This window comes from Rhabdobacter roseus, assembly GCF_014202275.1.
GTDB lineage: Bacteria > Bacteroidota > Bacteroidia > Cytophagales > Spirosomataceae > Rhabdobacter > Rhabdobacter roseus.
The window spans coordinates 38,683-60,939 of sequence record NZ_JACHGF010000020.1 but is presented as its reverse complement, the minus strand read 5'-3'; the positions used below and the strand labels follow the sequence as shown (position 1 = coordinate 60,939).

The window sequence follows — 22,257 nt, the reverse complement described above, 5'->3', positions numbered from 1 at the left end:
TAAGCTGGCAAGTAGGAGTAGTCATGGTTTTTGTAGTCTAGTCAACCACAAAAGTAAGGCTAACAACTACTTGCCATTTTTATGAGAAAGCCCTGTTTCCTGATAAGTCTTCAAAGTCAATAAATCCTGATCGCCGGTAATCAAAAAATCAGCTTGACAACTTGTACAAATACCCAGCAGGTAATCGTCATCACTATCCCTAACTACCTTAGGGATTTGCTGCACATTCGTTTTGGTCATAAAGGATAGTGTCAAGGACATAAACCGAATAATTTGATTACCGCGGATGATTTTAGCAAACTTTCGGCGGCTTATCACCTCCTGAAACTCTTCCACTAACTCTTATGAATAAAAAACTTCTAAGCGGGGGTTTTTGAGGATTTTGTAGTAAACGGTATGCCGCGATTTACGACTTATACAGGCTGATATATACCAGTTTGCATCAAGAACGATCCTGATTTTTTTTCTTTTTGGCATTACGATAAGCCTTTATTTCTTTCTGGATTTCTTCCACCGACAACGTTACATCGGGTAGTTCAGCGTCAAGTTCCTCAAAGAGTACATCGGCCATTTTTAGCTGTATTTTTTTAGCAACAATTAGTCGTTCTCCGGCCGGCAAGGCCTCAAAAGCATTTAATACTTCTCGCTGTGTCATCGTTTTCAGATTTCTGCTATAAGATACTATTTCCTTTTTTTAAACGCTCTTCTGCTCCTAATTTTGGTGCGTTCTGGTAGGAAAGTTACGAGTTTCGGTTTATTTTTCCTGCCGCCTAGCGATTCGAATTTTTCCTGACCCGAATCACCCGGCGCTTAAAGGTACTTTGTGAGGTACCTGGCCCACGACCGATTATCCTAACCAACTGACCTTGAAAAGTACCCTTACTTCATGAACCTCCGCATCCAAACCGCCCAAAACGTCGCGATCGACTACGAACCCGCCAGCCTGGGCGAGCGCATCATTGCCCAAATCCTCGACTACATCGTGTACGTACTTTGGCTGCTGGCCGTGCTGGCTCTCATGGGCCTGCTGGCCAACCGGGTGAATCCGGACAGCATTTCGGGTACCTGGATCACCATCGGCGGTATTATACTGCCCATCATGCTCTACTCGCTGCTGTGCGAGTACTTCCTGGACGGGCAAACAATGGGCAAGAAAATCATGAGAATCAAAGTGGTACGGCTCGATGGCCGCCAAGCTACGCTCAGTGCCTACCTGCTGCGCTGGCTGCTTTCGCTGGTGGACGTGGTACTTTTTACGGGGCTCGTGGCCGTACTGACGATCATCATCAACGGGCGGGGCCAGCGCCTGGGCGACCTGGCGGCGGGTACCACGGTGGTGAAGGCCTACCGCAGCATCCGCCTGCACGACATAGCCTACCCCCCCACCCCCACCGACTACCAGCCTACCTACCCGCAAACCACCCAGCTTACCGACCGCGACATCCGTACCATCCGGGAGGTAGTGGGCCGCAAAGACCCGGAAATGACCGCCCTTACGGCCGAAAAAGTGGCGGCGGTGCTGGGCGTCCAAGCCCAGTCATCCGCCTACGATTTCCTGGTCACACTCCTGAATGATTATGCATTTTATGCCTCCAATAATTTGGATTAAGGCAATATTTCGTTTTCTTTGAGAGTTAAAGCAAAGAGAACCTTCCTCCTAATTGATGAAAAAGTTAGTAAGAATGCTGTTTCTAGGCAGTTTTGTCTGGATCGCAGCTGGATCTTTCCAGTTAGCTCAGGCCCAGGCCAAAACAACCAAAGCCCCCGCTGAAGAGCCCGGCACCATCGCTTCTCTCCTGGATTTTGCCGAGCGCCACCTGCACGCCCCCTACCGCTCCGGGGGCTCCTCCAAGAAAGGCTTCGACTGCTCCGGCTTTGTGCGCTACTGCTACTCCAAATGGAATATTTCCCTGCCTCACTCCAGCGCCGCGCAGGCCAAAGAAGGCGAAAAAATAGACCTCTCCGAAGCCCGCCCCGGCGACCTTATTTTTTTCAAAGGCAGTAGTACCCAAAGCAGCCAGGTAGGCCACGTGGGTATCATCACCGAAGTCAACGCCAACTACGTCCGCTTTATTCACTCGGCCTTTAAGGGTGGTATCCGCTACGACCTCCTGAGCGCCGACTACTACCGCCGCCGCTTCGTGGCCATCCGGCGGGTACTTCTTTCCGACGAGGACGGAGACTGATTTTCCAAAGTACCCTTTCAAAAGAAAAAGCCAAGTACCCCTGGCGAGGTACCTGGCTCGTTGGGCGCGCGTAGACGCAGTACCTATTTCGTCATCTCCAGGAGCAGCTCGGGCTCGTCGGTGGTGATGAAGTCCACCTTTCTTTCCAAAAACCACTCCATCAGGCTGCGGTCGTTGACCGTCCAGACGTTGAGCGTCAGCTTCTGTTGCTTGGCTTCCTCGATCCAGTTCTCGTTTTTCTTAAACACACTGTGGTGGTAGTCGAGCCCGTAAAGTCCGGCAGCGGCTACTTCGGCGGGCGTTTTGTCGCCGTTGAGATAGGCTACCGGTGCCGCCGGATCCAGCTCCTTTACTTTTTGGCACACGTCGTAGTCGAAGCTGATGTAATCTACCTGCGCGCGGGTTTTGGTTTTCCGGACCATCCGTACGCACTGCTCGGCCAGCGCGAGCGAGCGCTCCTTGCCCAGCTGCGAGGCTTTGATCTCCAGCACCAACCGCATTTTTTTGTGCTTCTTCCCGGCGTTCAGGTAGGCTTCCAGGGTGGGCAGTGCCTCGCCGTTGGCGAGCTTCACCGCCGCCAGCTCCGCGGAGGTACTTTTCTCAATGGCTACGTTCTGGATCACGTGGTCGTGGCTGATAACTAGTCCCGAATCGGCCGCCATGTGTACGTCAAATTCGCTGCCGTAGCAGCCCAGCCGGGCCGCGTGCTGCAGCGCGGCGAGGGAGTTCTGAGGTACCTGGGTGTTTTTCCAGGCGCCCCGGTGCGCGATGACTTTGCTCATACTTGCTTTTTTTTGCGCCTGGCCCGGAGCCGACACCAGGCCCGCCAAGCACGTAAGGAAGAGAAAAAAGGAAAGTTTCATAGGTAGGCAAAAAAGATAAAAGGTACTTGTACAAAGGAAAACGCTAACCAACTAAAAAGGGCGCGGTTTGGCGCTATCTACTCCGTAAAAAAAGTATTATCAATCGGGGTACTACGGGTACCCTACGAGCGGGTACGCTCTGCTACCCTTTTATACTTTTTTCTTCTGGATAAGGTAGTTATGGTACGTTTGTCGTCTTCTAGAGTAGTATAAAGTACCTATTCAACCGTATTAATCCTAAATTCCTTAACGCAATGAAGAACGAGAACCAGGTTTCCCGCCGGGAATTCATCAAAAACTCCGCCGGCGTGGCCGTAGCGCTTTCGATCCCTACCTTTATTCCGGCCAGCGCTTTCGGGGCCAATGATCGCGTCCAGGTGGCCGTGTTGGGAATCAACGGCCGGGGGCAAAACCACATCAGCGGTTTTTCTAATCTTAAAAACGTAGACGTAGCCTGCCTCTGCGACCCTGACAACGAGGTACTTCAAACCCGCGCCAAAGAATTTAACGAGAAGGCGGGCAAGAAGGTCAAAACCGAGCAGGATCTCCGCAAAGTCATCGACGACAAGTCCATTGACGTCATCAGCATTGCCATGCCCAACCACTGGCACGCGCTGGCTACCATCTGGTCCTGCCAGGCGGGTAAGGATGTGTACGTGGAGAAACCCGGCTCGCACAACTTCCACGAAGGGCGCAAGATGATCGAAGCCACCAAAAAGTACAACCGCATCGTGCAGCACGGCGTGCAGCTCCGGAGCTCGGAGGCGCTACAGGAAGCCGTGAAGCACCTGCGCGACGGCCTGATCGGGAACGTGTACATGGCGCGCGGACTGGTGTATAAGTGGCGGCCCGATATTGGCAACAAAGGTACCGAGCCCGTACCCGCGGGCCTCAACTACGACCTCTGGACCGGACCGGCCGAAATGCGGCCTTTCTCCAAGAACTACGTGCACTACAACTGGCACTGGAACTGGAACTACGGCAACGGCGACATCGGGAACCAGGGTATTCACGAAACGGACATGTGCATGTGGGGACTGGGCGTAGATACCTTCCCCGAAAAAATCACCTCGGCCGGTGGTAAGTTCCTGTGGGACGACTGCCAGGAAACCCCCGAGCTGCTTTCTTCGACCTATATTTATCCCAAAGAAAAGAAAATCATCGAGTTTGAGGTACGCCCCTGGATGACCAACCGCGAGGACGGCGTCGACATTGGCAACATCTTCTACGGCTCCGAAGGGTACATGGTGGTGAAGGGTTACGATTTCTACGAAACCTTCCTGGGCCGCGACCGCAAGCCCGGCCCCACCCGCAAAGCCGGGGGCGACCACTACAAGAACTTCATCGACGCCGTGGTGTCCCGCGATGCCTCTAAACTGAACGGCCCCGTCGAGACGGCGCACCTGTCGTCGGGGCTGGCACACCTGGGCAACATTGCCTACCGCACGGGCCGCGCACTGACCTTCGATCCCAAAACGGAGAAATTCGTGAACGACAAGGAAGCCAATGCCCTGCTCACCCGCAAGTACCGGGCTCCCTACATGATGCCCGAAACGGTATAAAGTACCTTTCGCTTTTTTCCAAAAACGAAGGCCCGGCGTGTTGTCCGGGCCTTCGGGCTTTAAAAGGGCACTTTAAGGTACCTTCTAGGTACTTAAATATCCGAGTACTCCGTAGGGCGCAAGAAGTAGGTATTGTTCTTGGAGACGGTATGGTCGTACTCCGACTTGCCCGACAGCGCTTTCCAGGCCGGGTCGCTGCTGAATGACTTCCAGTGGGCGTCGCGCGAGGCTTTGTCGGTAAAGGTCGTCAGGTACATGAGGTTGGGCATGGTTCGGCCCGACAGCGCTTTGCCGTAAAACACGGCGTTGAAGCCCAACGATTCAAAAATGGCGATCTCGCCGCCCGTGTTAAACATCTCTACCTTCTTGTTGTATAGCTTCTCGGTGGCTCCTTCGTAGCTGCGCAGCTCGTAGATCTGCTGGCTGCGGGGGCTGTCAAGGGTAGGCTTGCGGTAGCGGGGCATTTTGTCGAAGGCTTCCAGCAAGATCGTCTCGATGCGCTGGTAGGGCGGGTTGTTCCAGGCGGCCTCCAGGTACTCCTGGCCGTCGGCCAGGTACTGCTTATCCTTTTCGAGCTGCTGGAGTAGCTTGGGTACCTGGTCCAGCGAGCGCAGCGGCGTGTACACGTAGATGCGCTTACCGGCGGCGGTGTCCGTCTCCACGGGTTTGAACACCCCCACTTCCTTGATACCCGCCCGGTGGAGCGCCGGGAGGTAGGCATTTTTGAGGTAGCGTTCTACCCGCTCTTCCTGCGCTTTGCCGCTCAGGTGATAGATTCTGATTTCATAAAAATCGCGCTTGGGCGCGGCACTGTAGGTACTTTGACTCAGCAGAGCCAGTAAACAAAAAAGGCTAAAAAAGCGGTTCATAAAAAGCAGGTTAAATAAAGCACAAACTACACGAGTAGAAAGGCAGGCATAGCCGCGTTCTATGCAAGGTAGGTACTTTTATTTTTTGTAGTAAAATCTCTAAAACTTGGGGCAGGAAAGCTGCCGGTCTTTCCGGCGCGGGCGGGGGCGCTTGGGTGTGATTTCTTCAAAAATATAAGAAAGGGAAATTTCGTGCGCGCCACCGCTGGCAAAACCCAGCGTGGAGATGGTGGCGTCGTAGCTGTAGCCAATGGAGAATTTGTCCTGCCTAAAGCCTGCCAGCACGATCAATGACTCATGGTTGTTGATATTTTCGGCGTACTTTTTGATCGGAATCCCCCGGTACCAGGCCCCAAACACCATGGGCGAGTACGTTACGTACAGCCCCGCGTCAAACTGATCAAATTTACCCTGCGACTTGTACATGATGGCCGGCGAGATGGTTTTTTCGCGGTCGAGCTCGTCGCCCAGGTAGGTATAGCCCGCAAACGGAATGCGTAGCCCCGCGTGGAAGCTGGTCTTCATGGGTAGGCGGGCCAGCTCCAGCCCCGAAAAGGACTGGTCGGGCCGGTTGATGTGGTGCATAGCCAGCCCCGCCCAGTACCAGTCGGAGTACACGATGGCCCCCGACGAAAAATCGGCGTAGGATACCTGCGGAATGCCGTTGCCCACGATGGGCTCCTGGGTAGGGTTGCCGGTATAGCCCTGGTTGGAGTACTGGTCGCCGAAGGTGAGCCCAAAGTAGTCGAGGGTACGCGTGGCAAAAGTACCCTGAAGGCCCATGCGCACGTAGGTTTCTTCGTTCAGCCGAAGCTGGTAGGCATACTGTAGCCCTACTTCTGTTGACTTAAGATTACCCAGCCCCTGGCTGTCCGTCAGTACCAGCATCCCCAGCCCACTGTTAAAGCGCGGCAAATAAATATCCGCCCCGAAGGAGGTAGTCACGAAGTTGGCCGACAAGGCCGGCCACTGGTTACGGTAGTTGACGGTGGCACGGGGTGCCAGCGCACTACCCGCCATGGCAGGATTGAGGTACAGCGGGTTAGCGTAGAACTGCGAAAATTGAGGGTCCTGGCTCCAACCTTTTAGCGTACTGAGGGTCAACGTAAGTAGAAGTAGTAATCGCTTGATCATAGTTAAATACATTCATGAGTCGAAAATAGCCCGCCAAAATCCGATGTGGCCCATATTTTGACGACTATTATTCACAAATTAGCGCCACCTTGCGTAATAAAGACCAAAGAAGGAGGTATTTTGAATATTTATCGAACAAAATTTTAGAATTTTATTTTCGTTAGAACTAGCAGAGAATGCAATAGTTAGAACAAAGGACTGTGGATTTGAGTAAGTAACGAACAATGGGGTGGATTTATAATAGGTACAGGCTTTTTTTTTGGTGCGTAGGAATGTTGGCTGTTTTTATGGCTAGCGCGTCTGTCCACGCCCAAACGCCGTTTTTGGTACAAGGCCAGTGCATGCAAAATCCCGACTGCGAAGCCGACTCCACGTCCTTCAGGGATACGCTCAGCACCGCCGTTTCGTGGCGCTGGGACTTCGGCGATGCCGCCAGTACGGAGAACACCTCCACGCGCCAGAATCCGCGCCACTCCTACGCCACACCGGGCGCCTACACCGTATCGCTCACCCGTACGCTGGCCGATGGTACCACTGATAGCTACACCGACATCGTCCAGATCGGCGAACTACCTCCTTCTTTCCAGAACTGGAAGCCCGATACCACCATTTGCCCCGGCGAAACCATCACCCTCGACCCCTACCCCATGGGAGCGCCTCCGGGTGCGCAGTACATCTGGTACCCCAAAGGCGATACCACCCAAACCCTGGAGGTAGATAGCTCAGGCTGCTACTCGGTGGAGGTGATTCTGCCCAACGGCTGTAAGATACAGGACCGGGTGAACGTCAAGATTTGTTTAGAGCCTGCCGGGGGAGAAGGAGCCAAGTGGTTCTTTGGGAATAATGCCGGGCTGGATTTTTCGGGAGGCGCTCCCGTAGCCATCACCGACGGAAAGCTCAATACGCCGGAAGGCTCTTCGTCCATTGCCAACTCCAAAGGCGAGCTGCTGTTTTATACCGACGGTATTAAGATTTTTGATAAGGAGGGAAACGAGATGGTGTGCCAGGCCGATAGCTGTCTGCCCCTGCTGGGAAGCCCCAACTCCACGCAGTCGGCGCTGATTGTACCGCAGCCTACCTGCCGGGGTTGCGACTACCTGTATACGGTTTTTACTACTACCGACATCAACGATACCACCAAGCTCCTCACCACCACCGTCGTAGACATGCGCCGGGAAGGAGGCAAGGGGGCCATTGTGGAACAAAACACCATTCTGCAGCAATCGACCACCGAGCGGCTGGCCTCCGTCCGCAACGACCGCGACAGTACCTTCTGGATCATTTCGCACGACTACGGCAGCAACGTATTTCGGGTGTACCATGCCACGACGGGCGGGCTTACCGAAGCAGGTACCTACCCCTTAGGTATGGCCCACGATACCCCCACCAAAGGCGAAGGCTACATGAAGTTTTCTGCGCCGGATAGTACCGGCCTGCGTCGCCTGGCGGTAGTGGTACCCGGACCGCCCAATAACTACGTGGAGATATTCACTTTTTCGGACTCTACGGGGGTACTTGGCTACGAGCGCACCGTTGACCTGGGTCCCGCGCCACCCAAAGCCTACGGGGTGGAATTCTCGCCCGACGGCGAAAAACTCTACGTTTCCTACATCGGAAACGGCAGCGACACGGCCTCCCTCCTGGTACAATACGACATTAGTCTGGGCGACTCGGCCCTCGTGGCGGAGTCCAGGATCGTGATCGACAGCTCCCGAACGCAGAAATTCGGCGCGCTCCAGATTGGCTCCGACGGCCGAATTTACATGGCCATCGAAGGCAGTCAGTTCCTGGCCGTCATCGGCGAGCCGGATCAGAATTCCGTCACGGCCATCGAATACGAGCGTAATGGCGTAAGCCTCGGGGGTAGAACCAGCCAACTGGGACTTCCCAGCCTGGTACAAAACTTCACCCAGGAAAGCGACGGCCCCGGCTTCCAGGCCGACGGCTTTTGTTCCGGCGCGCCTACTACCTTTCAGGCCAGTCCGCTTTGCCAGCCCATTGAGGATACCTACACCTGGAACTTTGGCGACGGCAGTGCGCCCGTATCGGGCAAGGAAACCGAGGTGCAACATACCTACCGCAACCCCGGCATTTATACGGTTACGATGCGCGCCGTCAACCAGTGTAAGGATACTACCTTTACCCAGGAGATTGAGATCTTTGCCACGCCCGAGCCCATCGACCTGGGACCTGACCGCGACGAATGCCGCAACGCCGTGCGGTTGGAAATCAACGTGGAGGCCGAAGAGTACTTCTGGCTCTACAACGGCCGTTTGTTTGGCCGCGAAAAGGTACTTAGTGCTACCAACACCGGACAGTACATAGGCATTGCTGCCAACGGCCCCCAGGGAGCCTGCTTCCGCGTCGATACCCTGGAGCTAACCCTGCGCCGTCCGCCCGCCTTCTCGCTGGGGCCCGATACCACCATGTGCAACGACAGCAGCATTGTGCTCTCCGCCCCCGGCCTTACCTGGCGCGAATTTACCTGGAATACCGGCGAAACCACCCGTGACATCACGGTACGCCAGCCGGGTATGTACTTTGTGGAGGTAAAAAATGCCAACGACTGCTACAACGAAGATACGATTCAGGTAGTAGCCCGACCGCGCGCCCGCATCACTGCCGACTTGCTGACGCCCACGGGCTGTACCACCGCCGACGGGGCCATTACGGTGACGGCCATTGCGCCGCCGGGTACTTACAACTACGCCTGGACCAGCCTGGACAGCACCGTACTGGGTACTTTGCCCGAATTGACGGGTCTGCGCGAAGGCTCTTATTCGCTGCGCGTGAGCGGGAACCCGCAGGCTTGTACCACCGACACCAGCTTTGCCCTGCGCTCGGCAGCCAATACGTTACAGATGAGTCCGCTCATCGACAACGCCGCCTGTACCCAGCCCGACTCCGGGGCCATTGCCCTCAACATCACCGGCGGGCAGCCCAACGTATTCCGCTGGCGCAACAACAGGGGGCAAATCATCGGCACCGATTCGTCCATCAACAACCTCAGCCCAGGTACCTATAGCCTGGAAGCGTCCGACGCCGGGGGCTGTACGTTTACGCTCACGGGCATTCGGGTAGGGCTCGACCAAGACAACCTGGCCAACCTAGGCCCCGACCGAGGCAAGTGCATTGGCGATACGGTTCACCTCATGCCCTACGCGGTGGATTTTCCGGGCAATCAGTACATCTGGGGCAATGGCTCCACCGACCGCACGCTGATTGTGCAGGAAGACGGTACTTATACCCTGACCGTACGCAACCCCGAAAATGGCTGCGAAGCGACGGATCAGGTACTGGTTAGATCCACGCCGCCGCCGGTGCTGGACCTGGCACCCGAGAATGTTCTGTGCGTAGATGCGGGCGGGGTGATCACGCTGGATGCCCGCGGACGGGGTGAGCTGAGCTACTTCTGGCCCCAAACCGGCGACAGTACCCAGCGAATCCAGGTGGACCGGACGGGCCAGTACCTGGTGATTGCCATGAACGCCCAGGGCTGTTCGGTGGAGAAAACGACCGTGGTGCTGGACAAATGCGAGCCGCGGCTGTACATTCCCGACGCTTTTACGCCCAACGGCGACGGAAGCAACGATTTCCTGGATGTCTTTGGCGCGTACTTTACCAACTTCAACCTGAAAATTTACAACCGCTGGGGCGAAGTGATCTTTGCCTCCGACAGCATCGAAAAACGCTGGGATGGTACCTACCGGGGGCTGAAAGTACAGCCGGGAGTATATGCCTACATCGTTTCGTACAGCAGCGAAGACTTCCCCGAGCGCCCTCCCGCCGTAGAGCGGGGCTCCGTGACCGTGATCCGGTAAAATTGTGCTGCTTTACGCCCAAAAATCCGTATTTTTGATTCCCTTCGTTTCCCGTAGCAAAAAGCGTGTAGGTACCTTTCGGTCCGGCTAGCCTTTTATGCTCTGGCAACGAAATCCACTTCGAAACGATTAGTTCATGCGTAAAGATTATCTCTCCGGCGAGAAAGAACCGCTATCTTCCACTGAGAAGGAAATTGAACGGGCGCTGCGGCCGCTTTCGTTTGAGGACTTCACGGGGCAGGATAAAATACTGGAAAACCTGAAAATATTTGTGCAGGCCGCCCGGCAGCGCGGCGATGCCCTGGACCATGTGCTGCTGCACGGCCCGCCGGGCCTGGGCAAAACGACCTTGTCGCATATCGTGGCCAACGAGCTGGGCGCGAATATCAAGATTACCTCTGGCCCGGTCCTGGACAAACCGAGCGATCTGGCGGGACTGCTCACCAACCTGCAGGAGTACGACGTGCTCTTCATCGACGAAATTCACCGGCTCAATCCCGTCGTGGAAGAGTACCTGTACTCGGCCATGGAAGACTACAAGATCGACATCATGCTCGACAGCGGCCCCAACGCCCGTAGCGTGCAGATTGGCCTCAACCCCTTTACGCTGGTGGGCGCTACGACCCGCGCCGGCCTGCTTACCTCGCCCCTGCGGGCGCGGTTCGGGATCAACGCCCGCCTGGAATACTACGATGCGCAGCTGCTGGCCTCCATTGTGCGGCGTTCCGCCGCCCTCCTAGGTACCCCCATTGACGACAGCGCCGCTTTTGAAATAGCCCGTCGCAGCCGAGGTACCCCCCGGATTGCCAACAACCTGCTGCGCCGCACACGTGATTTTGCCCAGGTCAAAGGCCAGGGTATCATTACGGTGGCCATTGCCGAAATGGCCCTTTTGGCGCTGGACGTGGACCAGAACGGCCTTGACGAAATGGACAACCGCATTTTGCTTACGATCATCGAGAAGTTTAAGGGTGGCCCCGTGGGGCTGTCTACGATTGCGACGGCCTGCGGCGAGGAAGCCGAAACCATCGAGGAAGTATACGAGCCCTTTTTGATTCAGGAAGGGTACCTGAAGCGCACGGCTCGAGGCCGCGAAGCAACCGAAAAAGCCTACCGCCACCTCGGAATTTTGCCCAAGTACCGCACCGGAGAGCTGTTCTAGCGCTCCTTCCCCGTTTTCTGAAATCGTCTCGGTGTCAGGCTCCCGAGGCGATTTTTCTTAACGACAAAGTACCTTTTTATCTATTTAGTTACAAAAAATACTAAATAGATACCATTTCTCGTTCTAACAACTTGAATCAGGAATTTTTCTTCGGCGAAGGTAAGCAGAAACGGATGAAGAAGAATACCACAAGAAGCAGGCGCAAAGGTCGCTTTTAGGCTGACATGCAGACCTTTGGCTTTATTGTCCATCAAGTACCTTCCTCTACTTCGCCGGTAAACACCCAAAACTTAATGTTTAAGTAACGATCCTATGTTGTACTTTTGTGCGCTTTTAGGAATGAAGAAAGGAAATGGTAGTGCCCGAGATAACCACCAAAATGATTGTGAAAGTACCCTGTGCCGTGATTGAACGTGAGGGTAAAATACTGGCTGCTCAACGAAATGCAGCCAGCTCGCTCCCCCTTAAGTGGGAGTTTCCGGGCGGCAAACTGGAAGAGAACGAAACCGAAGAAGAGGGGCTGATTCGAGAAATCCGGGAAGAATTGGAAGTGGAGATTCGAATTGGCCAGCGGTTGCCGCTTAGTATCCGCGACGACGGCTGGCGCGAGATCCAGCTGGTACCTTTTGTTTGTCAACTCCTTAGCTTTGATATCGTACTTACCGAGCACGAGCAGATTCTGTGGCTCTTTCCCCATGAGCTCGACGCCCTCGACTGGGCCGAGGCCGACCGCGATGTCATCGAGAGCTACCGCGACTATTTGCAGAAACAATTATTTCTGTAAGTACCTACCGCTTCCCCTTCCAACCGATCAAAACGACCCCGGCTAACACCAGGAAGGTACCTGCTATTTGTAAAAAATCAATTTCCTCACCCAGCAGTAGCGTAGCCAGCACAATGGTAAAGATAGGCCCGATGCTGGCCAGGAGCGACGCATTGCCCGAGCCCACGCGCCGGATGCCCTCGGCAAGCAGGAAGGTAGGAAGTACCGTCACGAATACGGCCATGACCAGGCTGAGCCCGTATACCGGTGCCGGGTACCCTAGCAGCGACCAGCCGTTGACCACCAGCGTATGCACGACCGTCGGCACGGTGGCGGCAAGCATGGCGTAGCAGGTAAATACCCGCGAGCCCACCACGGGGATAATCCGGTCGCTGCCCACTAGATACACGGCATAAACGACCCCGCTCACAATGACCCAGAACGCTCCCCAAAAAAGATCTTTTTGCGCTCCTGCCTCCACATTGGGGACAAAGGCCAGCAGAATACCCAGGTAGGTGAGTACCAGCGCACCGTACTGCCGCCGGGTTATCGTTCGCTTGAACAATATGGCCCCCATCAGCAGCACGAAGGTAGGGTAGATAAAGAGCAGGATGCGCTCCAGGCTGGCCGTGATGTAGACCAACCCTAGGAAATTGAAGTAGCTGGCGAAGTAGTAGCCCAGAATGCCCATCAGGCTCAGGTACCCCCACTGCTGGTGCGTCAGGCGCTGGTAGGTACCCCGCCGCTGCGCCTGACGCGCCAGCAGTACGGCGGTCAGGAGGTAGAAAGGCAGGGCAAAGAGCATTCGGAGCGCCAGCAACGCAATGGCGTCGATGGGGTACTGGTAGGCCATCTTAATGAGAATGCCTTTGCAGGCAAAGCAAAAGGCCGCCACCAGCACCATCAGGGCACCCGCCCAGTAGTAGAGGCGGGCGGGTAAGCCTGACGAGGAAGTCCGCTCCACAGATTTTACTTTTCCCGGAAAAACAGCGTGATGGGTACGCCTGAGAAGTCAAAATTTTCCCGCATCCGGTTCTCCAGGTACCTCATGTAGGGCTCCTTGACGTGCTTAGGGTGGCTCGTAAAAAAGATGAACGTGGGTGAGGGCGTAGGTACCTGAATCATGTACTTGATGTTGATGTACTTACCTCGATGAGCGGGCGGTGGGTACTTGGCGATTTCGGCCTGCATCACGTCGTTGAGCTTGGAAGTAGGGATGCGCTTGGTTTTATTTTCATAGACCTCCATCACCTTTTCCATTACCTGGTAGATCCGCTGCTTTTCCACCACCGACGCAAAGATAACCGGCATGTAGTTCATGGGTGCCAGGCGCTCCATCATTTGCTTACGGAACGTGTCGGCCGTTTTGGTATCTTTTTCTACCAAATCCCACTTATTCACCATCAGCACGATGCCCTTCTTGGCCTTGTCGGCCTGGCCTATGATGCTAATGTCCTGGCCTTCCAGGCCCAGCGTGGCGTCGATCATGACCACGCAGACATCCGACTCTTCGAGGGCTTTCACCGAGCGCAGTGTCGAATAAAATTCAATATCTTCTTTTACCCGCGACTTCCGGCGGATACCGGCGGTGTCGGTCAGGATAAAATCCTTGCCAAACGCTTTGTAGCGGGTATGGATGGCGTCGCGGGTAGTACCGGCGATGTCGGTCACGATGCTGCGTTCGGCACCAATCAGGGCGTTCAGGAACGACGACTTACCCACATTGGGACGGCCCATGATAGCCACGCGCGGAATACCCGCTTCGGGATTTTCGATGCCCGGGTCCTCGAAATGCGTCACGACGGCATCCAGCAGATCGCCGGTACCGAAGCCCGTCTGGGCCGAAATGGTATAGATTTCGTCGCCCATCCCCAGCTCATAAAACTCCGCCGCCGACTGGTGGCGCTCGGTGGTTTCGGCTTTGTTGGCCACCAGGTACACGGGCTTGTCGTAGCGGCGCAGCACGTTGGCAAACTCCTTGTCGAGCTCGGTCAGGCCGGTCATGGTATCAACCATGAAAAGGACCACCGTTGACTCTTCGATGGCCCGCTCTACCTGCTCCCGGATGGCCCCCTCAAAGATGTCCTCCGAACCCACCACGTACCCGCCCGTATCGATGACGGTAAAGTACTTGTCGGTCCACTCGCCGTAGCCGTAGTGGCGGTCTCGCGTTACGCCGCTCTGGTTGTCCATGATGGCCTTCCGCTCTTCGATCAGCCGGTTAAAAAGGGTCGATTTACCCACGTTGGGGCGCCCTACGATGCAAATAATATTCGTACTCATTGTTTTTATCTAAATCAAAAGTGGGCTTTCAAAAGTACCTTCGCGCTTTCGACGGCCCCTGTATTATATATATACTAAATTAAAGGGGGTACTTTAAAGTACCCTATTCATTGTAGCCAAATTGCCGCAGCTTGGTTTCTTTGCTGCGCCAGTCGGGCTCTACTTTTACGTATTGTTCCAGAAATACCTTCTTGCCAAAGAACGCCTCCAGGTCGTGCCGCGCCTGGGTACCTACCCGTTTGAGCATGGAGCCCTTATCGCCGATCAGAATCCCCTTCTGGCTCTTGCGCTCCACAATAATCTCGGCCCGCATCACGATCATGTCGTCGCGCTCCTTGAACTCCGTGATCATGACCTCGCTGCTGTACGGAATTTCCTGCCGGTAGTTCAGAAAAATCTTTTCCCGGATGATCTCGGAAGCAAAGAAACGCTCGGGTTTATCGGTTAGTTCATCGGTGGCAAAATAGGGCGGGTGCTCCGGGAGCCGCCTCACCACGGCATCAAAAAGAGTGGCCGTATTGGCGTTCAGCAGGGCCGACACGGGCACAATCTGTGCCGGAGCCAGGGCCTGTTGCCATTCGTCCATTTTCGCCTGCAGCTCTTCCTCGTTCGAGAGGTCAATTTTGTTCAGCACCAATATCACCGGTGCCTCGGTTCGCTTCAGGAGCGGAAGTACCTCGTGGTCGGCGGCCTTCTCCCCTACCTCTGCCACGAATAGCACCACGTCGGCGTCTTCCAGGGAGCCTTTCACGAAGGTCATCATAGACTCCTGAAGCTTGTAGGCAGGGTTGATCACCCCGGGCGTGTCGGAGTACACCAGCTGAAAGGGGGTACCTTCGTGCTCGCCGTTAAGGATGCCCATGATCCGGTGGCGGGTTGTCTGAGCTTTAGAGGTAATGATGGACAGCTTCTCCCCCACCAGCACGTTCATGAGCGTCGACTTGCCCACGTTGGGCCGACCGATGATGCTCACAAAGCCGGCTCTGAATCCCGCCGGAGCGGTACTTTCTTGTATTTCTTCCATGATTAGCCTTTTCTTACGTCTACCAGTACGAAGCGCTTCGGTAGGTACCTGAATCTTTGCCTTGCCTTCAAAAGGGTAAAAGATCAGAGTAATGACAGTTTTACGTATTTTTTTACAAAGGTAGTTGTTTTTTATAAAGAATCGTCGTATGTTTGCAGTCCCATTCAACAACACCGCGGGATGGAGCAGTTGGTAGCTCGTTGGGCTCATAACCCAAAGGTCGCTGGTTCGAGTCCAGCTCCCGCTACAAGTACAAGGTCGCTAGCAAACGTTAGCGACCTTTTTGTTTACCATAGCTACCCTCGCCTTACCTTCAAAGGTACTTTCCCTCCTCCTAAAAAACTTTTACCAGCCACGTTCATGGCATTGCTTTTTTAGGCGCTTTCCCTCGTCAACTAAACGCAATATGTATGATGGAGGACCTTTGGTACAAAAATGCCGTCGTTTATAGCCTGGATCTGGAAACGTTTATGGACGCCAACGCCGACGGAACGGGTGATTTTGAGGGCTTGTGCAATAGGCTGGATTACTTACACGCGCTGGGCGTAGATACCATCTGGCTGGCCCCTTTCCAGCCCACGCCCAACCGCGACAACGGCTACGACGTCAGCGATTTCTACGGAGTAGATCCCCGCCACGGCTCTAGCGGCGACTTTGTCAATTTCATGCACAAAGCCCATAATCTGGGTATCAAGGTGATCATTGACCTGGTGGTGAACCATACTTCCGACGAGCATCGCTGGTTTCAGGAGGCACGGTCTTCCAAGGACAATCCCAAGCGCGACTGGTACATTTGGTCGGATAAAAAACCCTCTGACTGGAACCAGGGCATGGTTTTTCCGGGGGTACAAAAAGCCACCTGGACCCTGGACAAAAAGTCGAAGTCCTACTACTTTCACCGCTTTTACGAATTTCAGCCCGACCTGAACATCGACAATCCGGACGTGCGGGATGAGATAACCCGCATCATGGGGTACTGGCTGCAGCTGGGCATTGCCGGGTTTAGGGTAGATGCCGTCCCTTTTATCCTGGAATCGCCTCAGCCCGGCGATAAAGAATCGACCATGCATTTTGAGTACCTGAAAGAAATGCGGCGTTTTCTTCAGTGGCGACAAGGCAACGCGGTTTTATTGGGCGAAGCCAACGTACTTCCCGAAGAAAGCAAAGAGTACTTTGGGGAAGCGGGCGACGGCATTCACCTGATGTTTAACTTTTTCGTTAACCAATATGCCTTTTACGCCCTGGCTACCGGCGATACCGTTCCTTTAGTGAAAGCCCTGGAAGCCACCAAAGAAATAGCCCCCACCAGCCAATGGGCTCACTTTCTACGCAATCACGATGAGCTGGATCTAGGCCGACTGACCGAAGAAGAAAGACAAAAAGTATTTGCCGCCTTCGGGCCGGAAAAAAATATGCAGCTGTACGAGCGGGGTATCCGGCGGCGGCTTTCGACGATGCTGGGAAGCCGCCAGAAAATGGAACTGGCCTATAGCCTCATGTTCTCGCTACCCGGCACGCCGGTGATCCGCTACGGCGACGAAATTGGGATGGGCGACAACCTGGACCTGAACGAACGGGATGCTATCCGAACGCCCATGCAGTGGTCGGGTGAGAAGCAGGCGGGTTTTTCTAAGGCTACCAAACTGGTGCATCCGGTGGTGAGCGAGGGCTACTACGCCTACGAGCACATCAACGTAGAGAACCAGCGCCGCGACCCCGGCTCCCTGCTCAACTGGATGACTTCGCTCATCCGGCTGCGGAAGGAATGTCCCGAGATTGGCTACGGTACCTGGGAAATTTTGGAAACAGGCTGCAAAGAAATTCTGGGTATGCGCTACACCTGGAAAGGCAAGAAATTATTTATTTGGCATAACTTTCTGGAAAAATCCCTGGAGCTGGTCGTGCCCAGCAAGCAGGCCGAAGCCGAGCGGCTCGTCGATTTGCTCAATAACATTGAAAGCCGGGCGGATGAAAAAGGCAAGCATACCATCACGCTGGAAGCCTACGGCTACCGTTGGTTCCGGGCCTCGGAAGAATGAAAAGCACAGATAGCCGTAAATCCATAGAATACGATACCTTTACGGTATGAAGCCTCAGCCCCAAACTACCCCTCAGCCGCAAGCCGCCAACCGATGGTTGCTGTTGTTAGCGCTTTGGGGTAGTTTGTTTTGCTTTTCGCCGGCGCTCCCGGCGGTTTCCTGTTTGCAACCAGCGGCCCCCCAAACCGAACTGGTGGCCCGCCTGGCCCGGCTCCAGAAAGGGCCAATACGTTTTCGTCGGGCTTCCAGCCAAGTACCTACTCTTGGCCCTGATCGTAGTGCCGCCGCACTCCGGCGGCTCGTTCGGGTACATGACCAAGCGGCTCAGGTCGCATTTTTACAGTCCGCTCCGCTTCCTATTTCTTTCGTCGGCGGGTGGGTACCTCCCAAAACCATCCCCCAAAGCTCCGCCGAGCCCTTGGGCTCTTTCCTCGCGGCGAAATCTTTCGCCTAAGCGCTAGCGCTTCTTTCTCCTTTCTAATAAAAAATCAGACACGAAGGTGGCTTCTAAGCCACCGCTCCTAATTCATTATCCTATGAAAAAATTCAAAAAGCTGCTCCGGCTGGGCGGCTTGCTGTGCCTGTTGCTTTTGGCTTTGGTAGGTGTGGGCGTGGGTCCCATTTTTTCCGGCCAAAAGGAGCCCTACCGCGACAACCAGATTCAGACCGAACTGGTTGAAACCAGGGAAGAAGACGAGGACGAATCCACTAAACCCGACGTAAAGTAGTAAAAACGAGTATTCTTATTTTATTGATCAAAAAAGCACTACGTTTATCAACCTCAACTTTACTTCTGATGAAACAAAACCTGCTACTCTCGTTTTCAGTACTCCTGATTTGCTTCTCCTCAGCCTTGGCTCAGAAAAAAACCACCGCCCAGCAAGAGGTAGAAAAAATGGTGGTGCTGTTTTTTGACGCGCTGACCGAGGCCGATATGCCCAAACTGCGCCAAACCTGTACCGATGACTTCCTGCTGCTGGAAGACGGCGAAGTCTGGAATCTGGATACCCTCCAGGCCAAACTGGCCGGTGGGCGCCCCGCCGACTTCAAGCGGGTGAATAGTTTTGACTTCTTCCGCACCGACGTACGCGGCGATGTGGCCTGGCTGGCCTACGAAAACACGGCCGTTATCACCCGCGGCCAGCGCGAGCGGACCATCCGGTGGCTCGAATCGGCCGTGTTGGAGAAAACCAAGCGGGGCTGGCGCCTTCGGGTACTTCACTCCACGGTGATCCGGGATAAGCCGTAAAGTGCCCTATGGTCCGTTTACTTAGGTACCCGCATCAGGTACACCTTCCCGGAGGGTACTTCCAGCATTACGTTCATGGTTTTGTTTTGTTCGTGGTATTTGTCGGCAGAAGTCCAGGTGGAGCGGTATAGAAGCCAGGGATTGAGGTACTTGAGCTGGTTGTAGGTCAGTTTGTATTGGCGCGCAAAGGCCACCAGGTCCGTATCCTGGCTTACTTCTACCACCTGCGTAGGTGCTTGGTACTCCGCCGCCGGGACGTTAAATCCGTAGCGCTCGGGCTGCTCACAGATGAGCTTCAGAGCCAGGATCCGGAACACGTAGTCGTAGGTTTCGGGCGTCAGGTACAGGTCATAAAAAGACTTCACCTGCTGTGCCTTCAGGTTGTTAAGTACCATCGTTCGGCCACCGTTGTAGGCCGCAGCGGTGAGCGTCCACTTCTGGAAAGTTTTATAAAGTGCCATAAACTGCCGACTCGCGGCCTGGGTGGAGCGCTCAAGGTGCCGGCGCTCGTCCACGTAGCGCGACATCTCCAGGCCTTGTTCTTTGGCCGTCGCTTCGGTAAACTGCCAGAAACCCACCGCCTTGCCCGACTCGGCCAGGGGTGAAAGATCACTCTCGATCACCGCCAGGTAGAAGAAGTCGGCGGGTACTTTTTGCTGCGCTAAAAGGGCCGTCATGGGTTCCCGGTAGCGCTGCACCCGCTTCAGGATGGTCAGCGTGGTGGCGTGCTTGTACACGTTTTTGACCAACTCTCTCTCCAAACGATCACGGACCAGCGGGTCGGTCAGCGGCACGGCCTCACCCGCAAAGGTCAGGGTTGAAGGTACCCAGGGTACTTGGTTGGCCGCGGGCTGCGCTAGCGCTTGACAAAAAGCCAATAGCAGCCAGCAAGTACCCAACATCAGTAACACACGCATGGAGGCAAGTAATTAAAACCAGGGCTCAACAAGACTTACAAGATGTTTATTTTCAAAGAAGTAAAAGGTTGCAGGCGCGCAAAATCCTTCCGATTGTAGGTGACCAGCTCGGTGCAGTGATGCGCTTCGGCCAGGGCTACATGAAGGCAATCGTTGATATTTTTAAAGCCAATTTGCTGCGCCAAATGAAGCGCTCGCGCGAACATCTCTACATTAAAATTGACTAGATCCGGTGAATGCCAATTTTTGACGGTCGCTGCTATATCCATAGCAGCTATGTCTTTTAGTGGCAATTTCGCCAATGCATAGGTTAATTCCTGTAAAGAAAGTAGGGAGATAAAAAAGGTTTGGCTGCTTGCCGCTCGCCGGTATAGTTCTTGGGCTTGCTGATGTTTGGCTGGCTCCTGATTGATCAAGTAGTGGATCAATACGTCTGTGTCAAAGTACTGCATCCTATAATTCTACATCATTGATATCATCAATCAAATCGTTAATATCTACGCCAGGCGGTAATTGCACAGGTACCACTTCCATCCTTTGTCTAATTTCTTCCATTTTAAGAAAAACTTCATATTGATTCCCTGTTGGCTTTTGCTCAGGACTCATTGCTTTAATCATAATGGTTTCACCTGCTCCAAACTGACTTTTTAACTGTTCCAGCCACTCGGGAGTTAATTCTTCCGTTTTTACTACAAATGTCGCTTCCATGCTTTCATAAGATCATTGATTAGCAAGATAACGATTTTTCTGCTCCGTTAGGTACCTGGGGTACTTTCTTACGAAGGTACTTTAAGAAGGTGTCAGCGCCTCGATCAGCGCCCGGTGCTGGGGGTACTTGGCCAGCAGATCGGTCCGCTCGGCGAGCTCAAAATCCGCGAAGTCAAAACCCGGCGCTACCGTGCAACCTACCAGCGAGTAGGTACTTCCCGACGCGGGGCGCGAGCCAAACCAGGTACCGGCCGGTACGGCCGCCTGAAACACCTCCCCCGCCTCGGGGTCATCCCCGAGCCTGATCACCTCCAACCGACCGTCTTCGGGGTAGATCACGTACACCTCCAGTGGGCCACCGGCGTAGAAGTGCCAAAGTTCGTCGGACTGGATGCGGTGCAGCGCCGACACGTGGTGGCTCTCGAGCAGGAAGTAGATGGCCGTACTAAACGTTCGATCCCCGCCAAAGCGAGCGGGCAAAGCCGCTTGCGAAAGTACCTCGGCGGCGCGGTAGGTTTCTACAAAGTACCCCCCTTCGGGGTGCGGCTGCATCTGGTACTTCTCTACCCAGTAAGTAGCTGGTTTCATGGTTCGTTTCTTTTCTTATTAAAAATTAAGGTAACTGCGAAACTGGCCTGGCTCGCCGCTGGCGCATGGCCCGTAGCCCAAACACCGCCGCGTTGCTGAGTGCCGCCAGTAGCAGGTAAGGGGGGCGGCGTTGCAAGGCTAGGCTCCGGGCCATTTATCTATAATTTCTTCCATTGGTCAAGGAGAATGACGATTTTTTTTAGCAGAATTCTAGCTTTGCGACCGGTTAGGTACCTGTGCCCTGGGCAGGGTACCTTTTACCGGCAATATTCTAAAAAATAAATAGCCATGAAAAAAAATGTTTTGAAGCCGATCGTCGCCCGACGATCCACCCTGCTATTGGCCTTACTGGCCGCAGCTTTCACCGCCTGCCGCACGGCCGAGCTGGCCGTCAGTGACGAAATCAAAACCGGAGCCACCGCCTACGCCGTCAAGGGCCGCCAGGGCTTTCAGGTGGGCCAGGTACTTTCGTTTGGCGAGTACAAAACCAGCCAAGTAAAGCGCGGCTGGACCTTCAGCTACTCCATTCCGTTTGCGGCCCGCTTCAGCGGTGCCCGCGAAAAACTAAGCTTTCAGCAGCTGGGCCCCGGCGGCCGCTCGGCGGAAGTCGCCTTCGTGAGTCGGTTTAAGGAAACCGAGCTTTCCCCGCTCAAAGACTACTTCTCGCTTTCGGCTTACTACCAAAACGCCTTCGCGGGCGGCATTGAGCTCAACGGCACCAACGAAGGCTGGGAATTCATTGTTCAAAACGTAGATGGCGGCGGTAATTCTCTGAAAAACAATACGCTCGGCTTTGTACGTAGCAGCACCGACCGCACCCGGATCGACATCATAGGCCTGCGCGAACTGGAAGGTAGCCCCAAGCTCATGACGATGACGAACGTCTACGGCTACGAATTCCGGCTGGATGGCCAAACCATCGGCGCGGTATCGACGGTCAATAACGGCAAAGTGTGGATCAAAGATAATCTGCACCCCGAGCTAAAACTGGTGCTGGCGAGTGTAGCCTCGGGCCTGATACTACGCACCAACGTAGAGGAAGAAGCCCTGGCGGCGCGTTGAGCTTTCCGGGCCAGGTACCTTCAAAGT

General features: G+C 54.6%; 24 protein-coding genes and 1 tRNA gene. 12 read left to right on the top strand and 13 right to left on the bottom strand.

From position 1 onward, the window contains the following. Positions 1–66: 66 nt before the first annotated feature. Entirely contained in the window at positions 67–336 is a 270-nt protein-coding gene (locus tag HNQ92_RS28075) for a putative toxin-antitoxin system toxin component, PIN family (RefSeq protein WP_184180033.1), read from the bottom strand. Positions 337–442: 106 nt separating this feature from the next. After that, positions 443–655 carry a hypothetical protein gene (locus tag HNQ92_RS28070; RefSeq protein WP_184180030.1) on the bottom strand — a complete coding sequence of 71 codons (213 nt, stop codon included), beginning with the start codon at positions 653–655 and terminating at the stop codon, positions 443–445. 231 nt (positions 656–886) lie between these two features. On the opposite strand from HNQ92_RS28070, the gene HNQ92_RS28065 reads away from it, so the two are divergent. Both HNQ92_RS28065 and HNQ92_RS28060 read left to right on the top strand, forming a co-directional pair. Continuing rightward, positions 887–1,609, top strand: coding sequence for an RDD family protein (locus HNQ92_RS28065; RefSeq protein ID WP_184180027.1), 723 nt, complete (start codon positions 887–889; stop codon positions 1,607–1,609). 55 nt (positions 1,610–1,664) lie between these two features. After that, positions 1,665–2,186, top strand: coding sequence for a C40 family peptidase (locus HNQ92_RS28060; RefSeq protein WP_184180024.1), 522 nt, complete (start codon positions 1,665–1,667; stop codon positions 2,184–2,186). Between the two features lie 83 nt (positions 2,187–2,269). Here HNQ92_RS28060 and HNQ92_RS28055 read toward each other — a convergent pair whose 3' ends face one another. Next, positions 2,270–3,049 (bottom strand): glycerophosphodiester phosphodiesterase family protein, encoded by a 780-nt coding sequence (locus tag HNQ92_RS28055; protein ID WP_184180021.1) that lies wholly within the window; start codon positions 3,047–3,049, stop codon positions 2,270–2,272. A gap of 254 nt (positions 3,050–3,303) precedes the next feature. On the opposite strand from HNQ92_RS28055, the gene HNQ92_RS28050 reads away from it, so the two are divergent. Beyond that, positions 3,304–4,611: a Gfo/Idh/MocA family protein gene (locus HNQ92_RS28050; protein WP_184180018.1), complete on the top strand. Its 1,308-nt coding sequence runs from the start codon at positions 3,304–3,306 to the stop codon at positions 4,609–4,611. Between the two features lie 92 nt (positions 4,612–4,703). Here HNQ92_RS28050 and HNQ92_RS28045 read toward each other — a convergent pair whose 3' ends face one another. After that, the gene (locus HNQ92_RS28045) at positions 4,704–5,480 is read right to left on the bottom strand and encodes an NIPSNAP family protein (protein WP_184180015.1); all 777 of its coding nucleotides are present in this window, start codon (positions 5,478–5,480) and stop codon (positions 4,704–4,706) included. 99 nt (positions 5,481–5,579) lie between these two features. Continuing rightward, a complete protein-coding gene (locus HNQ92_RS28040; RefSeq protein WP_184180012.1) occupies positions 5,580–6,614 on the bottom strand; it encodes a PorP/SprF family type IX secretion system membrane protein in 1,035 nt (344 codons plus the stop codon). Between the two features lie 341 nt (positions 6,615–6,955). On the opposite strand from HNQ92_RS28040, the gene HNQ92_RS28035 reads away from it, so the two are divergent. The 3 genes from HNQ92_RS28035 to HNQ92_RS28025 all read left to right on the top strand — a co-directional run bounded on the left by HNQ92_RS28035 (position 6,956) and on the right by HNQ92_RS28025 (position 12,381). Continuing rightward, a complete protein-coding gene (locus HNQ92_RS28035) occupies positions 6,956–10,435 on the top strand; it encodes a PKD domain-containing protein (protein ID WP_246440979.1) in 3,480 nt (1,159 codons plus the stop codon). A gap of 136 nt (positions 10,436–10,571) precedes the next feature. Next, positions 10,572–11,597, top strand: coding sequence for a Holliday junction branch migration DNA helicase RuvB (ruvB, locus tag HNQ92_RS28030; protein WP_184180005.1), 1,026 nt, complete (start codon positions 10,572–10,574; stop codon positions 11,595–11,597). A 379-nt stretch (positions 11,598–11,976) separates the two neighbouring features. Then, entirely contained in the window at positions 11,977–12,381 is a 405-nt protein-coding gene (locus tag HNQ92_RS28025; RefSeq protein WP_246440977.1) for a (deoxy)nucleoside triphosphate pyrophosphohydrolase, read from the top strand. A 4-nt stretch (positions 12,382–12,385) separates the two neighbouring features. On the opposite strand, the gene HNQ92_RS28020 is transcribed toward HNQ92_RS28025, so the two are convergent. The 3 genes from HNQ92_RS28020 to era form a co-directional block, all read right to left on the bottom strand. Then, the gene (locus tag HNQ92_RS28020) at positions 12,386–13,324 is read right to left on the bottom strand and encodes a DMT family transporter (RefSeq protein ID WP_343063060.1); all 939 of its coding nucleotides are present in this window, start codon (positions 13,322–13,324) and stop codon (positions 12,386–12,388) included. Positions 13,325–13,329: 5 nt separating this feature from the next. Further along, positions 13,330–14,643 carry a ribosome biogenesis GTPase Der gene (gene der / locus HNQ92_RS28015; RefSeq protein WP_184179999.1) on the bottom strand — a complete coding sequence of 438 codons (1,314 nt, stop codon included), beginning with the start codon at positions 14,641–14,643 and terminating at the stop codon, positions 13,330–13,332. Positions 14,644–14,746: 103 nt separating this feature from the next. Continuing rightward, positions 14,747–15,667, bottom strand: coding sequence for a GTPase Era (gene era / locus HNQ92_RS28010; protein ID WP_184179996.1), 921 nt, complete (start codon positions 15,665–15,667; stop codon positions 14,747–14,749). Between the two features lie 174 nt (positions 15,668–15,841). Between era and HNQ92_RS28005 the strand changes: the two genes are divergently transcribed. The 5 genes from HNQ92_RS28005 to HNQ92_RS27985 all read left to right on the top strand — a co-directional run bounded on the left by HNQ92_RS28005 (position 15,842) and on the right by HNQ92_RS27985 (position 18,955). Next, positions 15,842–15,914, top strand: a tRNA-Met gene (locus HNQ92_RS28005). A 163-nt stretch (positions 15,915–16,077) separates the two neighbouring features. Continuing rightward, positions 16,078–17,706, top strand: a complete 1,629-nt coding sequence (locus tag HNQ92_RS28000; RefSeq protein ID WP_184179993.1) for an alpha-amylase family protein — start codon at positions 16,078–16,080, stop codon at positions 17,704–17,706. 46 nt (positions 17,707–17,752) lie between these two features. Beyond that, on the top strand, positions 17,753–18,160 hold the full coding sequence (locus tag HNQ92_RS27995; RefSeq protein ID WP_184179990.1) for a hypothetical protein: 408 nt from the start codon (positions 17,753–17,755) through the stop codon (positions 18,158–18,160). An 82-nt stretch (positions 18,161–18,242) separates the two neighbouring features. Further along, positions 18,243–18,434, top strand: coding sequence for a hypothetical protein (locus tag HNQ92_RS27990; RefSeq protein WP_184179987.1), 192 nt, complete (start codon positions 18,243–18,245; stop codon positions 18,432–18,434). 68 nt (positions 18,435–18,502) lie between these two features. Next, entirely contained in the window at positions 18,503–18,955 is a 453-nt protein-coding gene (locus tag HNQ92_RS27985) for a nuclear transport factor 2 family protein (RefSeq protein ID WP_184179984.1), read from the top strand. Positions 18,956–18,972: 17 nt separating this feature from the next. Here HNQ92_RS27985 and HNQ92_RS27980 read toward each other — a convergent pair whose 3' ends face one another. The 5 genes from HNQ92_RS27980 to HNQ92_RS29020 all read right to left on the bottom strand — a co-directional run bounded on the left by HNQ92_RS27980 (position 18,973) and on the right by HNQ92_RS29020 (position 21,322). After that, positions 18,973–19,872, bottom strand: coding sequence for a lytic transglycosylase domain-containing protein (locus tag HNQ92_RS27980; protein WP_184179981.1), 900 nt, complete (start codon positions 19,870–19,872; stop codon positions 18,973–18,975). A gap of 35 nt (positions 19,873–19,907) precedes the next feature. Next, positions 19,908–20,324 (bottom strand): type II toxin-antitoxin system VapC family toxin, encoded by a 417-nt coding sequence (locus HNQ92_RS27975; RefSeq protein ID WP_184179978.1) that lies wholly within the window; start codon positions 20,322–20,324, stop codon positions 19,908–19,910. Position 20,325: 1 nt separating this feature from the next. Next, positions 20,326–20,580, bottom strand: a complete 255-nt coding sequence (locus HNQ92_RS27970) for a hypothetical protein (protein ID WP_184179975.1) — start codon at positions 20,578–20,580, stop codon at positions 20,326–20,328. A gap of 81 nt (positions 20,581–20,661) precedes the next feature. Further along, positions 20,662–21,168 carry a cupin domain-containing protein gene (locus HNQ92_RS27965; protein ID WP_184179972.1) on the bottom strand — a complete coding sequence of 169 codons (507 nt, stop codon included), beginning with the start codon at positions 21,166–21,168 and terminating at the stop codon, positions 20,662–20,664. Positions 21,169–21,193: 25 nt separating this feature from the next. Further along, a complete protein-coding gene (locus HNQ92_RS29020; protein WP_281380787.1) occupies positions 21,194–21,322 on the bottom strand; it encodes a hypothetical protein in 129 nt (42 codons plus the stop codon). A 134-nt stretch (positions 21,323–21,456) separates the two neighbouring features. Here HNQ92_RS29020 and HNQ92_RS27960 point away from each other — a divergent pair, with 134 nt between their 5' ends. Then, positions 21,457–22,230, top strand: coding sequence for a hypothetical protein (locus tag HNQ92_RS27960; protein WP_184179969.1), 774 nt, complete (start codon positions 21,457–21,459; stop codon positions 22,228–22,230). Positions 22,231–22,257 lie beyond the last annotated feature (27 nt).

Excerpts from the sequence above, each read along its gene's own strand:
- HNQ92_RS28070 (WP_184180030.1), bottom strand. The coding sequence starts at position 655 with ATGACACAGCGAGAAGTATTAAATGCTTTTGAGGCCTTGCCGGCCGGA.
- HNQ92_RS28065 (WP_184180027.1), top strand. The coding sequence starts at position 887 with ATGAACCTCCGCATCCAAACCGCCCAAAACGTCGCGATCGACTACGAA.
- HNQ92_RS28060 (WP_184180024.1), top strand. The coding sequence starts at position 1,665 with ATGAAAAAGTTAGTAAGAATGCTGTTTCTAGGCAGTTTTGTCTGGATC.
- HNQ92_RS28055 (WP_184180021.1), bottom strand. The coding sequence starts at position 3,049 with ATGAAACTTTCCTTTTTTCTCTTCCTTACGTGCTTGGCGGGCCTGGTG.
- HNQ92_RS28050 (WP_184180018.1), top strand. The coding sequence starts at position 3,304 with ATGAAGAACGAGAACCAGGTTTCCCGCCGGGAATTCATCAAAAACTCC.
- HNQ92_RS28045 (WP_184180015.1), bottom strand. The coding sequence starts at position 5,480 with ATGAACCGCTTTTTTAGCCTTTTTTGTTTACTGGCTCTGCTGAGTCAA.
- HNQ92_RS28040 (WP_184180012.1), bottom strand. The coding sequence starts at position 6,614 with ATGATCAAGCGATTACTACTTCTACTTACGTTGACCCTCAGTACGCTA.
- HNQ92_RS28035 (WP_246440979.1), top strand. The coding sequence starts at position 6,956 with ATGCAAAATCCCGACTGCGAAGCCGACTCCACGTCCTTCAGGGATACG.
- ruvB (WP_184180005.1), top strand. The coding sequence starts at position 10,572 with ATGCGTAAAGATTATCTCTCCGGCGAGAAAGAACCGCTATCTTCCACT.
- HNQ92_RS28025 (WP_246440977.1), top strand. The coding sequence starts at position 11,977 with ATGATTGTGAAAGTACCCTGTGCCGTGATTGAACGTGAGGGTAAAATA.
- der (WP_184179999.1), bottom strand. The coding sequence starts at position 14,643 with ATGAGTACGAATATTATTTGCATCGTAGGGCGCCCCAACGTGGGTAAA.
- era (WP_184179996.1), bottom strand. The coding sequence starts at position 15,667 with ATGGAAGAAATACAAGAAAGTACCGCTCCGGCGGGATTCAGAGCCGGC.
- HNQ92_RS28000 (WP_184179993.1), top strand. The coding sequence starts at position 16,078 with ATGATGGAGGACCTTTGGTACAAAAATGCCGTCGTTTATAGCCTGGAT.
- HNQ92_RS27995 (WP_184179990.1), top strand. The coding sequence starts at position 17,753 with ATGAAGCCTCAGCCCCAAACTACCCCTCAGCCGCAAGCCGCCAACCGA.
- HNQ92_RS27990 (WP_184179987.1), top strand. The coding sequence starts at position 18,243 with ATGAAAAAATTCAAAAAGCTGCTCCGGCTGGGCGGCTTGCTGTGCCTG.
- HNQ92_RS27985 (WP_184179984.1), top strand. The coding sequence starts at position 18,503 with ATGAAACAAAACCTGCTACTCTCGTTTTCAGTACTCCTGATTTGCTTC.
- HNQ92_RS27980 (WP_184179981.1), bottom strand. The coding sequence starts at position 19,872 with ATGCGTGTGTTACTGATGTTGGGTACTTGCTGGCTGCTATTGGCTTTT.
- HNQ92_RS27975 (WP_184179978.1), bottom strand. The coding sequence starts at position 20,324 with ATGCAGTACTTTGACACAGACGTATTGATCCACTACTTGATCAATCAG.
- HNQ92_RS27970 (WP_184179975.1), bottom strand. The coding sequence starts at position 20,580 with ATGGAAGCGACATTTGTAGTAAAAACGGAAGAATTAACTCCCGAGTGG.
- HNQ92_RS27965 (WP_184179972.1), bottom strand. The coding sequence starts at position 21,168 with ATGAAACCAGCTACTTACTGGGTAGAGAAGTACCAGATGCAGCCGCAC.
- HNQ92_RS29020 (WP_281380787.1), bottom strand. The coding sequence starts at position 21,322 with ATGGCCCGGAGCCTAGCCTTGCAACGCCGCCCCCCTTACCTGCTACTG.
- HNQ92_RS27960 (WP_184179969.1), top strand. The coding sequence starts at position 21,457 with ATGAAAAAAAATGTTTTGAAGCCGATCGTCGCCCGACGATCCACCCTG.